The sequence below is a fragment of the Maribacter sp. genome, assembly GCF_039974175.1.
Taxonomy (GTDB): domain Bacteria; phylum Bacteroidota; class Bacteroidia; order Flavobacteriales; family Flavobacteriaceae; genus Maribacter_C.
Genome location: NZ_JBDWJN010000004.1, coordinates 1 through 16,144 on the forward strand (window position 1 = coordinate 1; position 16,144 = coordinate 16,144).

The 16,144-nt window shown below is 40.0% G+C and carries 13 protein-coding genes and 1 pseudogene; 10 read left to right on the top strand and 4 right to left on the bottom strand.

Annotated features, from left to right (window positions below):
• The 3 genes and pseudogenes from ABJN95_RS04920 to ABJN95_RS04930 form a co-directional block, all read right to left on the bottom strand.
• Nucleotides 1–1,054: pseudogene (locus ABJN95_RS04920) on the bottom strand (hypothetical protein); the annotation flags it as partial.
• Between the two features lie 170 nt (nucleotides 1,055–1,224).
• Complete coding sequence (locus ABJN95_RS04925) at nucleotides 1,225–2,376, bottom strand: gliding motility-associated C-terminal domain-containing protein (protein WP_348368898.1); 1,152 nt, start codon at nucleotides 2,374–2,376, stop codon at nucleotides 1,225–1,227.
• Between the two features lie 13 nt (nucleotides 2,377–2,389).
• On the bottom strand, nucleotides 2,390–5,758 hold the full coding sequence (locus ABJN95_RS04930) for a hypothetical protein (protein ID WP_348368899.1): 3,369 nt from the start codon (nucleotides 5,756–5,758) through the stop codon (nucleotides 2,390–2,392).
• 354 nt (nucleotides 5,759–6,112) lie between these two features.
• Here ABJN95_RS04930 and ABJN95_RS04935 point away from each other — a divergent pair, with 354 nt between their 5' ends.
• The 7 genes from ABJN95_RS04935 to ABJN95_RS04965 all read left to right on the top strand — a co-directional run bounded on the left by ABJN95_RS04935 (nucleotide 6,113) and on the right by ABJN95_RS04965 (nucleotide 12,381).
• Nucleotides 6,113–6,865 carry a carboxypeptidase-like regulatory domain-containing protein gene (locus ABJN95_RS04935; protein WP_348368900.1) on the top strand — a complete coding sequence of 251 codons (753 nt, stop codon included), beginning with the start codon at nucleotides 6,113–6,115 and terminating at the stop codon, nucleotides 6,863–6,865.
• Nucleotides 6,866–6,890: 25 nt separating this feature from the next.
• On the top strand, nucleotides 6,891–7,634 hold the full coding sequence (locus tag ABJN95_RS04940; RefSeq protein WP_348368901.1) for a carboxypeptidase-like regulatory domain-containing protein: 744 nt from the start codon (nucleotides 6,891–6,893) through the stop codon (nucleotides 7,632–7,634).
• Nucleotides 7,635–7,712: 78 nt separating this feature from the next.
• Complete coding sequence (locus ABJN95_RS04945) at nucleotides 7,713–8,471, top strand: carboxypeptidase-like regulatory domain-containing protein (RefSeq protein ID WP_348368902.1); 759 nt, start codon at nucleotides 7,713–7,715, stop codon at nucleotides 8,469–8,471.
• Nucleotides 8,472–8,525: 54 nt separating this feature from the next.
• Nucleotides 8,526–9,032, top strand: coding sequence for a DUF6702 family protein (locus ABJN95_RS04950; protein ID WP_348368903.1), 507 nt, complete (start codon nucleotides 8,526–8,528; stop codon nucleotides 9,030–9,032).
• Between the two features lie 62 nt (nucleotides 9,033–9,094).
• A complete protein-coding gene (locus tag ABJN95_RS04955; protein WP_348369066.1) occupies nucleotides 9,095–11,398 on the top strand; it encodes a M1 family metallopeptidase in 2,304 nt (767 codons plus the stop codon).
• A gap of 94 nt (nucleotides 11,399–11,492) precedes the next feature.
• Nucleotides 11,493–11,819 (top strand): twin-arginine translocase TatA/TatE family subunit, encoded by a 327-nt coding sequence (locus ABJN95_RS04960; RefSeq protein ID WP_348368904.1) that lies wholly within the window; start codon nucleotides 11,493–11,495, stop codon nucleotides 11,817–11,819.
• Nucleotide 11,820: 1 nt separating this feature from the next.
• On the top strand, nucleotides 11,821–12,381 hold the full coding sequence (locus tag ABJN95_RS04965) for a phosphatase PAP2 family protein (protein WP_348368905.1): 561 nt from the start codon (nucleotides 11,821–11,823) through the stop codon (nucleotides 12,379–12,381).
• On the opposite strand, the gene ABJN95_RS04970 is transcribed toward ABJN95_RS04965, so the two are convergent.
• Nucleotides 12,359–13,000 (bottom strand): O-methyltransferase, encoded by a 642-nt coding sequence (locus ABJN95_RS04970; protein ID WP_348368906.1) that lies wholly within the window; start codon nucleotides 12,998–13,000, stop codon nucleotides 12,359–12,361. The genes ABJN95_RS04965 and ABJN95_RS04970 overlap by 23 nt on opposite strands.
• Nucleotides 13,001–13,057: 57 nt before the next feature.
• Here ABJN95_RS04970 and ABJN95_RS04975 point away from each other — a divergent pair, with 57 nt between their 5' ends.
• From ABJN95_RS04975 to ABJN95_RS04985, 3 genes are all read left to right on the top strand, one after another.
• Complete coding sequence (locus tag ABJN95_RS04975; protein WP_348368907.1) at nucleotides 13,058–13,531, top strand: GNAT family N-acetyltransferase; 474 nt, start codon at nucleotides 13,058–13,060, stop codon at nucleotides 13,529–13,531.
• Between the two features lie 47 nt (nucleotides 13,532–13,578).
• Entirely contained in the window at nucleotides 13,579–14,853 is a 1,275-nt protein-coding gene (gene kynU / locus ABJN95_RS04980; protein WP_348368908.1) for a kynureninase, read from the top strand.
• 192 nt (nucleotides 14,854–15,045) lie between these two features.
• Entirely contained in the window at nucleotides 15,046–16,083 is a 1,038-nt protein-coding gene (locus tag ABJN95_RS04985) for a M12 family metallopeptidase (protein WP_348368909.1), read from the top strand.
• Nucleotides 16,084–16,144 lie beyond the last annotated feature (61 nt).

Consider the following 16,144-nt stretch of genomic DNA (forward strand, 5'->3'; position numbering starts at 1 on the left):
GGATGCCCTGTGGTCCTGTTACCCCGGTTGCTCCCGTATCGCCTTTTTCACCCTGGATTCCTGGTGCTCCTGTATCTCCTTTTTCACCTTGAATTCCCTGTGGTCCAATCGCACCAGTTGCTCCGGTATCGCCTTTTTCCCCTTGCGGACCTTGCGGTCCTGATTCACCAGTCTCACCTTGGATGCCTTGCGGTCCTGTTGGCCCAGTATCTCCTTTTTCCCCTTGAATTCCCTGTGGTCCTGTTGCGCCGGTCGCTCCTTTTTCACCCTGAATTCCCTGTGGTCCTGTTGCTCCGGTCTCACCGGTTGCTCCTGTATCGCCTTTTTCACCTTGGATTCCTTGTGGACCTATTGCTCCCGTATCACCTTTTTCACCTTGTGGACCTTGCGGCCCTATTTCACCAGACTCACCTTGGATGCCCTGTGGTCCTGTTACCCCGGTTGCTCCCGTATCGCCTTTTTCACCCTGGATTCCTGGTGCTCCTGTATCTCCTTTTTCACCTTGAATTCCCTGTGGTCCAATCGCACCAGTTGCTCCGGTATCTCCTTTTTCACCCTGGATTCCTGGTGCTCCTGTATCTCCTTTTTCACCCTGAATTCCCTGTGGTCCTGTTTCACCAGTCTCCCCTTGGATGCCTTGTGGTCCAGTTGCACCGGTATCTCTTTTTTCACCAGCATTTCCATTTTCACCAACTAGATTGGTTACGGTATAGGATGCCCCTTCTGATGTCCTAATGGTAAAAGATCCATCATTGTTTTCGGCAAAAGAAAGACCTTCTTCATCAGTCTTTTCACAGATGTTGGTCCACTGATTTCCATTGAAATAAAATATACAAGATTTATCTGTATTGTAAACCAAAGCCCCCGCAAGGGGTTTTATCTTGTGCATGAGAGAAGAGTTTACCCGAGTAAGTACTAAGGCTTTATCTCTACTTTCAAGTTCAATAAGTGACGAATTATCTATTTTATTGGGACTATCGCCTACCTTTAATTGAGCGATTAGACCATTGGTGGCTAAAAGGATAATAACCACGGTAAGTTTCCTTAAAAACATTTTTGGGGGGTATTAATGATTCGAGCCCAAAACTATCTTAAAGTAAATGAGTTAGATAAAATTTGTTGTGAATATGTAGGAAAAAGATGTCATTTATCCTAATATTGTTGTAGGAATAATATCACAGAATAGCATAAACCATGATATCAGATCGTGCGCATGCGATTATATTATCGAGCCAAATATAAAAACCCTTGAAAATCAAGTTCAATGTCGTGTAAGGAAAGAATGTAGAAATAAACCCCCGATGGAAGTCCTTTGTCTTTAGCAATTACAAAGTTGTTTGTTGTCGCAAAACCGTTAAACTCATTGGTGTAATTGTTCATTTCAAAGACTTTCAAACCGTAACGGTCAAAAATTTGAATAGAATTGTTGGGAGACAGGTCGGTCTCAGGAATAACTAAGACATCATTTACCCCATCACCATTGGGTGTAACCAAAAAGTTATCAGGATTAATTAATTCTGTTGGTTCGCCAAGGCTATTGCCAAAGGTGATCACTGCATAATCATCAGGAATAAAACTAGCGGAACGTACAAAACCCTGAGTAAGATCGCCTATAGCACCATTGGTGCCTATACTCACCCATTGGTTACTTGATTTTCGCCAACCTACAATGTCAAGCATGGTAACATCGGTAACTATTGCTGCTATATTACTTCGCGTATTCCATGTGATTTGAATGGTGGAGGGCACATTACCCTCTACATGCCAAAATTCGGTGGTACTAATAGTGCCTAAACTTGGCACCTTGGTATTCGTGTCAAACCCAGTTGGAAAAGTTGACGGACTATTAGGGTCTTCCAAAAAGTATGCACATTTGGCAAAAACGTTTACTGCATCTGAATTCAAAACCAATTGCCGTAGTTGTGAAGCATCGCCTACTGGAAAGGTAAAATTCTGCTTGTTGCTTATTGCTGCGTATCCATTTATTTTAGCGATGTCACCACTACCATTGCTGGTTGCGTTTTGTAAGAAATTAAGGTATATATCGGTTTGCGCTCGCGGAGTGATAAAATTTCCGAGTACAAAGTTGGTATTATTACTTGTATTTAGACTGGTATTCAGCACTACATTGTCAGGGTTGGAAATTTCCAAATCAAAAAAAGTAGCAGGGAAGGCACCAGAAACGGTTAAAGGCAGATCGCCATAAAAACCTGCTAAACCCAAATTTTCATCAAAAGATCCATCATTGATCAGATCGATATGAAAACCCAATTGACCTTGGTCATGAATTTGCATATTGCCTGAATTGTATAGAGCCGTTTGGGCGTTGGCTGTGACAGCTATGAGGCATGCTAATATGAAAAGTGGATTTTTCATAAATTGGTTGGATTTATTTGTCCTTTAAAAACGCTTTAATCTCCTCTATATCCTTTTTTACTTGCTCCAGCTCATTTAACAATGAATCCTTATCAGACTCTAAAGTTTTGATTTTCTTTTCTTGCTCTATGGTATACAGAAAAAGCTCTTCGATTTTTTCTAGGTTTTGTAAGTTCGATTTACCAACATCCCAAACTCCTTCCATTTCGACTTGCTGAGCAGACTTTATGCCTGGCAAGTGATAATACTTCTTTAAATAAGCTTCAACTTCCGTCAGATTTGAAAAGTCGTAATCATCCTTTAGTGAAGAGGAGCCGGTGAAATATTTTTGAAAAACATAGTCTGGATGAACGTCAGTAGCGCCTTTGAATATACTTCCGGTGACAGTGACTAGATTTCCTTGGGCAGTAATTACATTGCCTCCAACGTTTCCGGTTGTCAAAACATCTTGGGCTCCAAAGTCTGGATCTACTTTTGTTCCAACAATAGCTGCAGCAGCATCAATATCTGTATCGGTAATCGTTCCGTCAAAAATCTCTCCTGTTCTAACAGCACCAGTCTGAATTTCTGCATTACCTATGGCATTCGCGCCAATATCTGCCGTGCCTATGGTTCCAGCTATAATTACGCTAGTACCCATAAAGCTGCCTTGCACTGATCCAATAGCCAACTTCGAACTTGTAATTGCTGCATCTGCAATATCTGCGGTTTGCACCTCCCCATCTAGTATTCTTCCAGTAGTGATAGCATTATTAGCAACGCTCAGAGGTGTTGCCAAGGTTCCATCACCAGCAATGGTAGCATCTGTTGTTACTGCACCTGCCGCGGGTGCTGCCCAAACTACATCACCTACCGCATCAGTAGTCAAAACCTGGCCATTGGTACCCTCCGCTATTTTAGCTGGAGTCACGTTGTTGTCTGCAATATCTGCGGTTTGCACCTCCCCATCTAGTATTCTTCCAGTTGTGATAGCATCATTAGCAACGCTCAGAGGTGTTGCCAAGGTTCCATCACCAGCGATGGTAGCATCTGTTATTACTGCCCCTGACACAGGTGCCGCCCAAACTACATCACCTAACGCATCAGTCGTCAAAACCTGACCATTGGTACCTTCTGCTATTTTAGCTGGCGTCACGTTGTCGTCTGCTATATCAAGAGTCTGCACCTCACCGTCTAGAATTCTTCCCGTGGTAATAGCATCATCCGCAATTTCCAAGGCTCCTGTGGTTACATTTTGGGTAAGACCGATACCTGCCACGTCACTAGCAATTTTTGCAGCCGTTATAGCATCATCTGCGACATCTTCTGTAGCGATGGCCCCATTCAAAATTTTGTCAGAGTTAACAGCACCAGTTGCAATTTGTGTCGCGCTCGATAGTCCGGTTACGTCTCCCGCGAGCGTTATTGATGAACTTCCAGCATTTATCCATTGTACACCGGTACCTGTTGAACTTAGTACTTGACCTGCAGTTCCTAGTCCTGTTCCATCAACGTCAATTCCCCCATACAGCACAATGTCGCTATTATTTTTAATGGTAAATGCTCTGTGACTCAAATCGGGATTATCATCTGTGCCGGGTCCGAAATCTGACCTTTGAAGGAAATGAAAATCACCTCTTGCCCAAGTATCTTGATATTCATATACCAGCGCACCTTTGCCATAACTACCCGTGCCTTCTGTGGCGAACAACATGCCTGTGGTTCTTCCAGTCACAGTAGCACTATTGTTTTGTAGTTGCAGTGCGTAGGCTACTCCAGGAAAATTATCAGCTATATGAACTTTTGCCGCATTTGATTGCGCATTACCTGGTTCTAAACCAATAAAAAGTGCTCCAAAGGATTGGGCGCCCAGCTGTCTGGCATCGGTGTCCCAGAAGAAACCGCGATCATCGTCAGGGTTAACGTTATCATCTGCTGTAGTTGGGGTGCCATCGGTATCAGCGAAGAAAATTGATTTTGCCGTACCCATATGAGGAGTTAAAGGAGCCCATTCAACGACGCCCGCATCGGTAGTGATCAACATTTGATCTGCCGCCGGTGTTAAGTCGGGCGCAGGAGCAATCTTTGCAGTGGTCACATTGGCGTCTAATATTTTAGCTGTTGTGACAGCGTCGTCGGCAAGCCCCAAGGCTGTGGCAGCACTACTTCCGTCACCTATCAAAGTAGCATCGGATATTACGGCTCCTCCTGTAGGCAAGTCTACCCAACCAACAGAGAGTCCATCGGGTGCGGTCCTTAAAATTTGATCCGCAGCTCCAGGAGCAATTTTTGCGTCTGTAACATTGGCGTCCAATATTTTGGCTGTAGTTACAGCGTCGTCTGCAAGCCCCAAAGCTGCTGCCACGCTGCTTCCATCACCGGTTAAAGTCGCATCCGAAATAACTGCTCCTCCTGTTCCGCCACCAACAGCTGTAAGCAAATATGGGTCAAGTGCGGTTCCAGTTCCGGCAACAGTTACCGTAGCCGTAGGATTGATTATGGTTTCTGAACCATCAGCGGTTCCACCGGCTAACGAGCTCAAATCTACGGTAGCTGGCATTCCATTTTCTATACCAATAGATAATATGTTCGAAGCATCTAAAGTGACAGGACCTATATTCTGATCATCAGAACCTCCAGCACTAATTAATGGGCCTAAATCAACCGTGCCAGCCGTGTTTGTAAGACCAAGTATGGTTCCAGTGAGGGTAGGATTCTGAATTTCGTTGGCCGGACTCTGATCATTATCGGCAGCAATGTCAGCGGCATTGTCCATCACATCCATCAATAGGTTGGTGTCATCATAATAGGCACCTCCATCACTACCAGCGGTAATAGCGTTGCCCGCATCGGCACTAATTGAAGTGATATCACCTGCCGTAATATATCCTGCATCATTATTAAAGGCACTGACACCGATATTGTCATTGTCTAAGGCAAACGCTCCCACAGAATTTTCCGATAGTTTCTCTTGAGTAACAGAGTTGTCTTGAAGTTTACCCTGTCCTATGGAGCCATCTTGAATGTCTACCCCATTAATTCCCCCGTCCACAATTTGTTCACTACGAATACTATTAGGTGCAACTTCTAAATTATCTCCAGTAGCAGTCGGCGTAATCACTATAGTGGGTTGCGTATTTACAATTGCGTCAGCGGTCAATGGTCCACCTGTTCCCCCTCCACCGATATTTACCCATTGCGTACCGTCGTAATAGTGCACGCTTTGCAAATCAGTATTAAAGCATAAAGCACCTTGACTTGGAACTATTGCATTCATCTGAGCGGTTGAAACCCTAGTAATGACAAGTACTTTATCAGTACTCTCGAGTTCTAAAACTGAAGAAGGGTCAATATTTTGCGGATTGTCACCAATTTTTACCTGAGCACTAAGAGTAGCGCACATAAAAAGGCTTATAAGTAGGATTAGAATTAAATTTCTCATAGGAACAAGGGGTGTTACGTTGAGCAAACAAACAAAAATATAACTATACATCAACAAACTTCACATTACTAGGTAAAATGTACATTGAGTGGGGTAAAGAGCCAATGGAATAGCTGAATTAGGTTTTTTTAACAATAAAAACGTAATGTTTTACTTTAAAATTCTTGGTTATATACGCTTACAAATTAACAAAAGTTTAGTGGTGTCGGTTTTTTTTAGACCTAAACTTATATTTTCTTTATAACCATTTAGAACCGAAATACCCTACGTACCAAAAACGTGATTATTTCAGTATACAAATCGAAAAACCGATATATGAAGCAAGTTTTACTTTTTGTTTTAGTGATTTTCTTTTCATCTACCCTATGGTCGCAAAACGACGGTCGAGTTATTTTAAGAGGTAAGGTGCTTTATCGCAATGTAAATGTACCTAATGAAAATGTAATCAACACCACCTCTGAAATGGCCACAATTACCAACGCAAACGGGGAGTATCAAATTCGGGTTAAGGTAGGCGATGAATTGGTTTTTTCCGCATTGAACTACCAAATTGAAATCGTAAAAATTACGGAAGAAATCCTAAGGAATAATCGACTTGTGATAGAGGTAAATGAGAAAGTTACCCAGCTTCAGGAAGTAGTTGTTACTCCTGATCAGCAAGAGCGTTTTTTAGCATCGAAGAACAAAATACTGAAGGAAGAGTTTGAATACGAAATTGACAGGTCAGCAGAGGTAGAAAACATTGCACTTTCTCAAACCGAACGGGGTATGCGAGATGGGTTGAATTTTGTTGGAATATACAAGGCCTTAGCGAAAATTCTTAAAAGGAACCAAGTTGAAGAAAAGGCACCATTAAAAGTGAGCGATGTGCTACGTCAGGTATATGAAGATGAGTTTTTTGTTTCAGATTTAAGTCTTCCGCAAGACAAAATAGATGCATTTCTTTACTATTGCGATACCAAAATGCCGGCACAGTCGCTGCTAAAAAAAGAAAATGAATTTGAACTAATTGATTTTCTAGTTACTGAAAGTAAAATCTTTCTCAAGGAATTGGATGATCAAAAATAGCATTCTTTTTTTTGCGTTTGTTTTGATGTCAACCTCGCTTGGGGCACAGTCCCTTTTTTCAAAAAAACTAGAAGGTAGGGTATATAGTAAAGAGGGTGATGTCGCCGCTACCACGGTGCAGAATATTTCTACAAACAGAGCTACAATTACCGATATAGATGGTTTTTTTCAAATAGTAGCTAATCTTAGCGATACGTTGATTATCTCCGCTGTGCAGTTTAAGGAACAGGAAATTGTCGTAACAAGGGAAATTTTACAGCAGCGCATGCTTCATGTTCAGATGGAAGATGCATTGACTGAGTTGGATGAGGTGGTTGTTACCCCGTATAACTTGACTGGAGATATAACTAAAGATATCAATATAGTAAAAACTGATGCCGTTGTTACATCTTCTACGCTCGGATTGCCAAATGCCTACGTACTGCCCATAACAAAGGCGGAACGTGAATTGTTTGAGGCTACATCAGGAGGTGGTTTGATTCCACTGAATCCAATTTTAAACGGTATAAGTGGTAGAACTAAAATGTTAAAGAAAAGAATTGCCAGAAATAACTTGTATTCCCGAACCGAACGGGTTAAAGCGTTTTACCCCGATTCTTTGTTTCAATCCGACCTTAAGATACCTGAAGAAAAAATTGACGATCTATTATATTTTTGTGAGGTAGATCCCGAATTCCAAACCATAGTTGATACACATGACCGTCTTAAAATATGGGAATATATTCGCAGGAAGAGTATCGCATATCGAGAGAATAATGAGCTCGATTAATTACTTCTGACGCAACTTATAAATCATAAAATATTGTCTTGTCTTGGTATACGTATTGTTTTTATAATGTTCTTTTGCATGGGAACCTTGTTAAACGCCCAAAGCTATACCACCAAACTTGCGGGAAGAGTGTATAGCAAAGATGCTGACGTAGCCGCCACGCATGTATCTAATATCACTAGTGGAAGAGGAACTATTACTGATGCTAACGGTTTTTTCACCATTTCGGTAAAACTAAATGATACCCTTGTCTTTTCTGCAGTTCAATTCAAGAGGAAGCAAGTTGTAGTTACATTCGAAATTTTGAAAAGTGAAAGGTTAGATGTTGTTTTAGTAGAATCTGTAATGAAATTGAGTGAAGTTGTTGTTATGCCGTATGGCCTTTCTGGAAAATTGAATAGCGATATGAATAGAATAAAAATTGGGCCTGTTATTACAGCGTCAACAGAGAATTTACCAAATGCTAATTTGAAACCTATTTCACAAGCACAGCGACAATTATTCACTGCTCGAACTTGGGATCTGCAGATAGGAATCGGGTTTAAGGTAGATACAGATCCGATTTTCAACTATTTTTCTGGTAGAACAAAAATGCTAAACGAACGTATAGCACTAGATTCAGATATTAAATTGCTAAATCAAGTAAGAAAATATTACTCCGATTCACTTTATATCAAAGACCTTAAAATTCCCGAGAAAAAAATTGATGATTTTGTTTATTTCTGTGAAACCGATTCCACGTTTTCAGATATGATTGCCCATCAAGATAAACTTAAACTCTGGGAGTTTATGAAGGAAAAAAGTTTGAAATATCGAAAAAATAACAAACTGAATTGAATGGCATCTTGGCACGCCATTTGCGTACTTTTGTAGGACCTAATAGAAGACTTAATGAAACATTTGAAAAAAACCCTTCTTGTTTTGCTTTTACCCTTGTTAGGGTTTGCAATTGCCCACAAGTTTTATGTAAGTGTAACAAATATTGCTTATGCTGAAAAAGAAGATGCTTTACAAATTACTACCCGTATTTTTATTGATGATCTCGAAGCAGTTTTGTTAGAACGTTATGAGGTCACAGCAAAGTTAGCTACCGAAAATGAATCAAAACTAGCAGATGAATATTTGGAAAAGTATTTGCGTAAGAAGTTTCAAATTGAAATCAACAACGAACCAAAGACCTATGACTTTATCGGCCGAAAGTATGACAACGATGTATGTATATTTTATCTAGAAGTACCTGAAATCGATTTTCCATCTGTAAAAGCTATCCAAGTTCAAAACGCCATATTGACCGATCTTTTTGATGAACAACAAAATGTGGTACATTTTAAAGTCAAGGAAAAGAAAAAAAGCTTTGTCCTGTTGAAATCGGATACTAAAGGAATGTTAAAACTGTAACAATTCTCAAGCATTTCTTAAAAAAACTTTACATTTCACGCTATTAATAATTAATACAAATGATGAATAAAATTAAGTATTGTTTTGCATCGGTGCTTTTTCTTTTTGGGGCCGTATTGACTGCACAAGAAGAAACACCAAAAGAAAAAGAACCAGGCCACACCAATCAAAGTAAATTTAAGCAGATGTATGAGGAGTTTGCCACTCCAAACACGTACCGTTCCGCATCAGGAGCGCCAGGTCCAGATTACTATCAGCAACAAGCCAACTACGTTATGAAAATTGAGTTGGATGATAAAAACCATAGAATTTATGGTGATGAGACCATTACTTATTTCAACAATTCTCCTGATGACCTAGAGTTTTTATGGGTACAGTTAGATCAGAATATTAGAGAAAAAGATTCAAAGGCAGCATTGAAGAATGGAGATGGGGTACCTATGGCTTATAGAACCTCTACCTTCAATAGTAAGTTTTTGACTGAACCATTTGATGGTGGGTTTGTTATTGAGCACGTTAAGGATGCTTCCGGTAAACCGCTATCGCATACCATAAACTTTACAATGATGCGCATTAATTTGCCAGAACCTTTGAAAAGCAAAGAACAGATCTCGTTTTCAATCAAATGGAATTTTAACATACCCGATCATACTGTTGATCGTGCACGATCAGGATACGAGCAATTTGCAGATGGCCATCGGGCTTATGTAATTGCACAATTCTTTCCAAGAATGGCTGTATACAATGATGTCGAAGGATGGCAAAACCATCAATTCTGGGGCAATGGTGAATTCGCCTTGACATTTGGAGACTATGATGTAAGCATTACGGTACCTGCAGATCATGTTTTAGATGCCACCGGAACCCTTCAAAACCGGAAGGAAGTGTTTTCAAAAGACATGATGAAGCGTTATGAGAAAGCTAAAAAGTCGTATGACAAACCTGTTATAATCGTTACTCAAGAAGAAGCTGAAAAAGCCTCTAAGGGGTTTTCCGAAAAGAAAAAAACCTGGAAGTTCAAAGCAAAGAATGTACGCGACTACGGCTTTGCAACATCGCGAAGATTTATTTGGGATATGCAAGCAGTTAAAATGAGCAACAGAGATGTTATGGCCGTTTCCATGTATCCACCAGAGGGAAATCCGCTTTGGGAGGAATACTCTACCAAAGCCGTTGCCCATACGTTAAAATCATATTCTTCACATACCTTTGATTATCCATATCCAAAAGCGATCTCAGTTCATGCAAAAAACCAGGGAATGGAATATCCCATGATTTGTTGGAATTACGGGCGCCCAAATCCTGATGGTACCTATTCAGATCGTGTGAAATACGGAATGATAAGCGTTATTATTCACGAGGTGGGTCACAATTATTTCCCGATGATCGTAAATTCAGATGAACGGCAGTGGGGTTGGATGGATGAAGGCCTAGATACCTTTATGCAATATATGGCTGAACAAGAATTTGGAGAAGCGTATCCTGAAGCGGTGGCACCAAATAAGGCCTATCCTTCACGAAGGGGAGCACCATCTAAAATTGTGCCTTATATGAGCGGTGATCAAAGTACGATTTCACCCATTATGTCAAATCCTGAAAATGTATACCAACTTGGTCCAAATGCCTATGGAAAACCGGCAACCGCTTTGAATATTCTTCGTGAAACGGTCATGGGCAGAGAATTATTTGATCATGCGTTCAAGACCTATTCAAAAAGGTGGATGTTTAAGCATCCGACTCCTGAAGACTTTTTCCGTACGATGGAAGATGCTTCGGCTGTAGACTTAGACTACTATTGGAGAGGTTGGTTTTATACCACTGATTATGTAGATATTGGTGTAAAAGGCATCAAAAAGTACTATGTTACAGATACGCCTTCTGACAAACTTAAAGCGGCTGTCGCTCAAAGTGGTCAATCAATGGAAGACTTGCCTCCGTTGGTCTTTTTGGCAGAAGAAGATACTGCTGATTTTGATACCAATTTAAAAGGAAAAACCCCATCAGAAAGTTCTACAACACTTAAAGAGTTCATGATGGATAATATGACTGCCTCCGAAAGAGCTGCGGTAAAGGAGCCAAAGTATTTTTATGAGGTGACATACGATAAGCCAGGCGGAATTCCAATGCCGCTAATCGTAGAATATACCTATGCTGACGGTTCTACTGAGAACATCACGTATCCTGCTGAGATTTGGAGAAAGAACGATAAGGAAGTGAGCGTTGTCATTTCTTCTCAAAAAGAACTTACGGGCATATTGGTAGACCCAAAGGCAGAAACTGCAGATATCGATACCACCAATAATGGCTGGCCACGAAAAGAAAAGAAGAGCGACTTTGATCAGATGAAAGAAAAGATCAAAGGTTAAATAAACGCTTTCAACAGATTAGACCTGTCAAGTTTTAGAACTAGACAGGTCTTTTTTAGTAAGATGAGTTCGTAAACTTGACTATATTTGTACTATGTATTTATTGCACTTTTTGTTTATTAGTGGAGCTGAAATATTTTTTATCATGTTCATTGTGGTAATGGTTTTCGGCGCCGATAAAATACCTGGCATAGCCAAGGGGCTTGGCAAGGGTATGCGCCAATTGAAGGATGCTACCGAAGACATCAAACAAGAAATTCAAAGAAGTGCCGATAAACAAGGCATAGATACCAGTATAGTTTCAGATATCAAAAAGGACATTGACGATGTAAAAGGCAACTTGACTTCGGGCCTTTCAAAAGAAATTAATGAAGTAAAAGATGGCGTAGAGAAGTTTTCAGGCTCCATCAAAAGAAAGTAAGATGTTGGAAAAACTTTTGGAATGGGACCAACAAGCACTCATTTATCTGAATAACTTAGGGTCTGAACAGTTTGATTCTTTTTGGCTCACCGTTACTAAATTCCCAACTTGGATTCCTCTCTTTCTACTGATAATCTTCCTTTTAGTCAAAACCCATAGCCCTAAGGAGTCTATTGGTATAATGTTCTCATTCATTTTCATGTTGTTGTTCGTTACAGCTGCCATATTTCTCACCAAAGAAAATGTGGGTAGACTACGACCTATAAACGATGCCAGCGTCAATACAGTTTTACGCGCTTTGACCAAACCTTCAGACTATAGCTTCTTCTCTGGTCATGCCGCGAGTTCTTTTAGTATCGCCATGCTCTCCATTTTCTATTTGCGCAAAAAATCGAAATGGATCTACATGATATTGGTGTGGCCGTTGTTATTTACCTTCAGTCGTATGTATTTAGGGGTACACTATCCGCTCGATATTTTGGTTGGAAGTATGGTTGGAATTCTATGCGCCTATTTTTTTTACAGGATGCATCAAAGGCTTAAAGTACCCTACACAAGGTGAGTCCATCGCGAATTGGAAGCAAAACAGTTTCTATTCGTGCATCTTCCTTCAATTTTTTGTTATAATCGAGCAACACCTTGGTAGCCTTGTCCTTAGGGTCTAACGGTTCCACCACTTTGCCTGACCACAGTACATTGTCGGAAAGAATAATGCTACCTGGTCTTGTTTTTTGAATAGCTACTTCAAAATAGGTATCATAGCTTATCTTTTCCGCGTCGATAAAAATAAGATCAAACACAACATCCAATTTTGGAACAATGGCTATCGCATCCCCTGTATGTTGAATGATTTGATTTCCGTATCCACTTTTATCAAAATACTTGCGTTGAATTGAACTCAATTCTTCGTTGATGTCAATAGTATGTAACACCCCATTTTTTTGAAGTCCTTCTGAGAGACAAATCGCTGAATAACCAGTATATGTACCTATTTCCAAAATATTTTTAGGATGTATTAACTTTGAAAGCATACTTAAAACCCTACCTTGAAAATGACCCGTGATCATTCTGGGTTGAATTACTTTTAAGTGGGTTTCACGTGTAAGCTCTTGCAATAGGTCGGGCTCGTTCGCCGAATGCTCTTTTATGTAATTTTCTAGGGCCTTCGATAAAAAGTGCATTGATGTATTTTTCGGTAAATATAGTACTTTAGAGCATTGATCATTTTTCAGAATAGTATGGGTGATTTTATAGTGCGAAACGCCAAATTGGAAGATTTAGCGATATTATTAGAATTTGAGCAAGGAGTGATAAAGGCTGAAAGGCCGTTTGACCCTACTTTAGCGGAGGATCCTATTTCGTATTACGATATTTCTGAAATGATTAAAGCATCCGATGCAACGGTAGTTGTGGTCGAGCATGATGCTCAAGTTATTGCTTCTGGCTATGCCAAAATCAAAAAGGCACGTCATTACTTAGACCATGAATTTTACGCGTATTTGGGATTTATGTTCACACGAGTTGAATTTCGAGGAATGGGAGTTAACAAACTGGTTGTTGACGAACTGCAAAAATGGTCCGTCTCTAAAGGGATAAAAGAAGTACGACTTACGGTTTATGATGAAAATGTTGCCGCTATTAGAGCATATGAAAAAGTTGGGTTTAAAAAGCACCTGATTGAGATGCGGTTAACCGACTTTGAAGATATTTAGCATCTTTATATCGAGATTGAAGTCGTAAATTTGAACAAAATGCTATAATGACTTTCCATAACACCTTAGAATTTGCTCAAAATTTAGATGCCAAAGATAAGTTGCGTAACTATCGTGATGAATTTCATTTTCCAAAAGTAAATGGAGAGCAGGTAATTTATTTTACCGGAAATTCCCTAGGACTTCAACCTAAACGAACCAAAGAGTTTATTGATGAGGTAATTAACGATTGGAAGGAATTGGCTGTAGAAGGGCATTTTCATAGCAAAAAACCTTGGTGGGATTATCATGAAAGACTTGCAGGCCCTTTGGCGAAGGTTGTCGGGGCCAAAACAAAAGAGGTTACGGTAATGAACACACTTACCGTAAACTTACATTTACTAATGGTTTCTTTTTATAGGCCCACTTCAAAGCGCTTTAAAATCATTTGTGAGGAAAAAGCCTTTCCGTCAGATCAATATATGTTTCAAAGTCAGGTGAAGTTTCATGGATACAATCCAGAACAAGCTATAGTAGAATTGGCTAAAAGACCGGGAGAACTTCATTGGCGAACTGAAGATATTGTCGCCAAAATTGAGGAAATAGGTGATGAACTTGCACTTGTGCTTATAGGCGGTGTCAATTATTATACGGGCCAAGTGTTCGATATAGAAAGCATTTCCAAGGCTGGAAAATCAGTAGGGGCATATGTGGGTTGGGACTTAGCTCATGCCGTTGGAAATATCGAATTAAAGCTCCATGAATGGAACGCCGACTTCGCCGCATGGTGTAGTTATAAATATATGAATAGCGGTCCTGGAAATGCTTCTGGAGTTTTTATTAATGAACGTTATTTGGGTAAAGATGATGTTCCGCGATTTGAAGGTTGGTGGGGCACGAAGAAGGAAACGCGTTTCCAGATGAAACCCGAATTTGAGCCTATGGACAATGCTGATGCTTGGCAAATTAGTAATGTGCCGGTTTTATCAGTGGCGCCCTACCTAGCTTCTTTGGAAATGTTCGAAGAAGTGGGTATGCCTGCTTTGATTGAAAAACGAAATAAAATAGTAGCCTATTTAGAATTTATTCTTCATGAGATTGATGCAGAGGTTGCTAGTTCGTTCGAAATAATAACTCCGAAAGACCGCGGTTGTCAACTTTCTGTTTTTCTTCATGGGCAGGGAAGACCCTTGTTTGATTTTTTGATGAAAAACGGAGTTATAACCGACTGGCGCGAACCTAATGTTATTCGATTAGCACCGGCACCTTTTTATTGTTCATTTGAAGATATGTATCGCTTCGGTCAGATTTTAAAAAGAGGAATTATAGAAGGTGTTTCTTAAAGTTGATATATGTGAATTCTTACCTTTTTGTTCTATTTCATAAGGCCAACAGTATCAGTACACTATAATTTCTTACCCTTACAGTTCGTCGAAAACTGCCTGTTTATAATTACGTTAGATTGATTCGTTGCGTACATATATGTGAGTTTTAACCCCAAAATTAAAATGAACATGAAAACTAAAAATGAAAAAATGAAACGCAGGAAAAGAATTTTAGCAATCGCACTTATGGGCATGGTATGTATACTGCCCTTTGCAGCATGTGAGAAAGATGCTGTTAGCAATGAACTTGAAACCGCTGTTGATGAGGTAGAAACAGTTGTTGATCAAGAAACCCAATTTATCACCAAGTATTTTTTAGGTGATGCTGTAAAAGTAAGATTGGAAGAAGATGGCACCTATAGTTTAGCCGGTAGTGATGCACGACTGTTTGAAGATCAATTGGCCGATTCTCCCGATTCTTTTGAAGAAAACCCCGAACCACAAGATAGTCAAGCCGGTCTCGGACTAGGAGGGGGGGTTAGAAAATGGCCTAATAGTACTATCGTATACCGAATTTCAGGATTGAGTTCATCAGTTCGGTCAGAACTTCAAAAATCTTTTGATGAATGGACTAGCAAGACGAACGTTCGTTTTAAAGAGCGTACTAATGAATCTAACTACGTAACCATTTCTTCTTCGGGTTCGAATAGCAACTCAGGAGTAGCAACTTTGGGAGTAAATGGTTCAAGGGGCTTTATACGTTTAGGAACTCGGGCAACAGCTGTAGTTATAATTCATGAAATTGGACATACGCTAGGTTATATTCACGAACAAAATCGCCGTGATAGAGATGATTTCATTATCATTAACTTTGAGAATATCCAGAATAATGCTGTAGATCAATTCTATAAGAGTAATTCCGCTACCTTGGTCACAAGCCAGTTTGATATCAATTCTACCATGATGTACGGTAGTTATACATTCAGTAAAAACGGCAGGCCGACAATAACTGATTTGAATGGCAATGTGTTGCCGAGAAGGCAAGCAAGAATCTCTTCCTTAGATATACAAGGTACCAATTCAATCTATCCTCCAGCTGATGATACTGGTGGTGACACCAATTCATGCGACGGTGTAGAGGCTTGGTCACCAAGTAAAAGATACTTTGTTGGCGACCGCGTAACCTACCGTGGTAGTTTGTACGAAAGAGATTTTACAAGATGGAATTTTATAAAACGATGTGGATAATATTAATCAGGGGTTAGCTTAAATACGTATTTTGACCTTCAGACCTCATTGATACAATTAA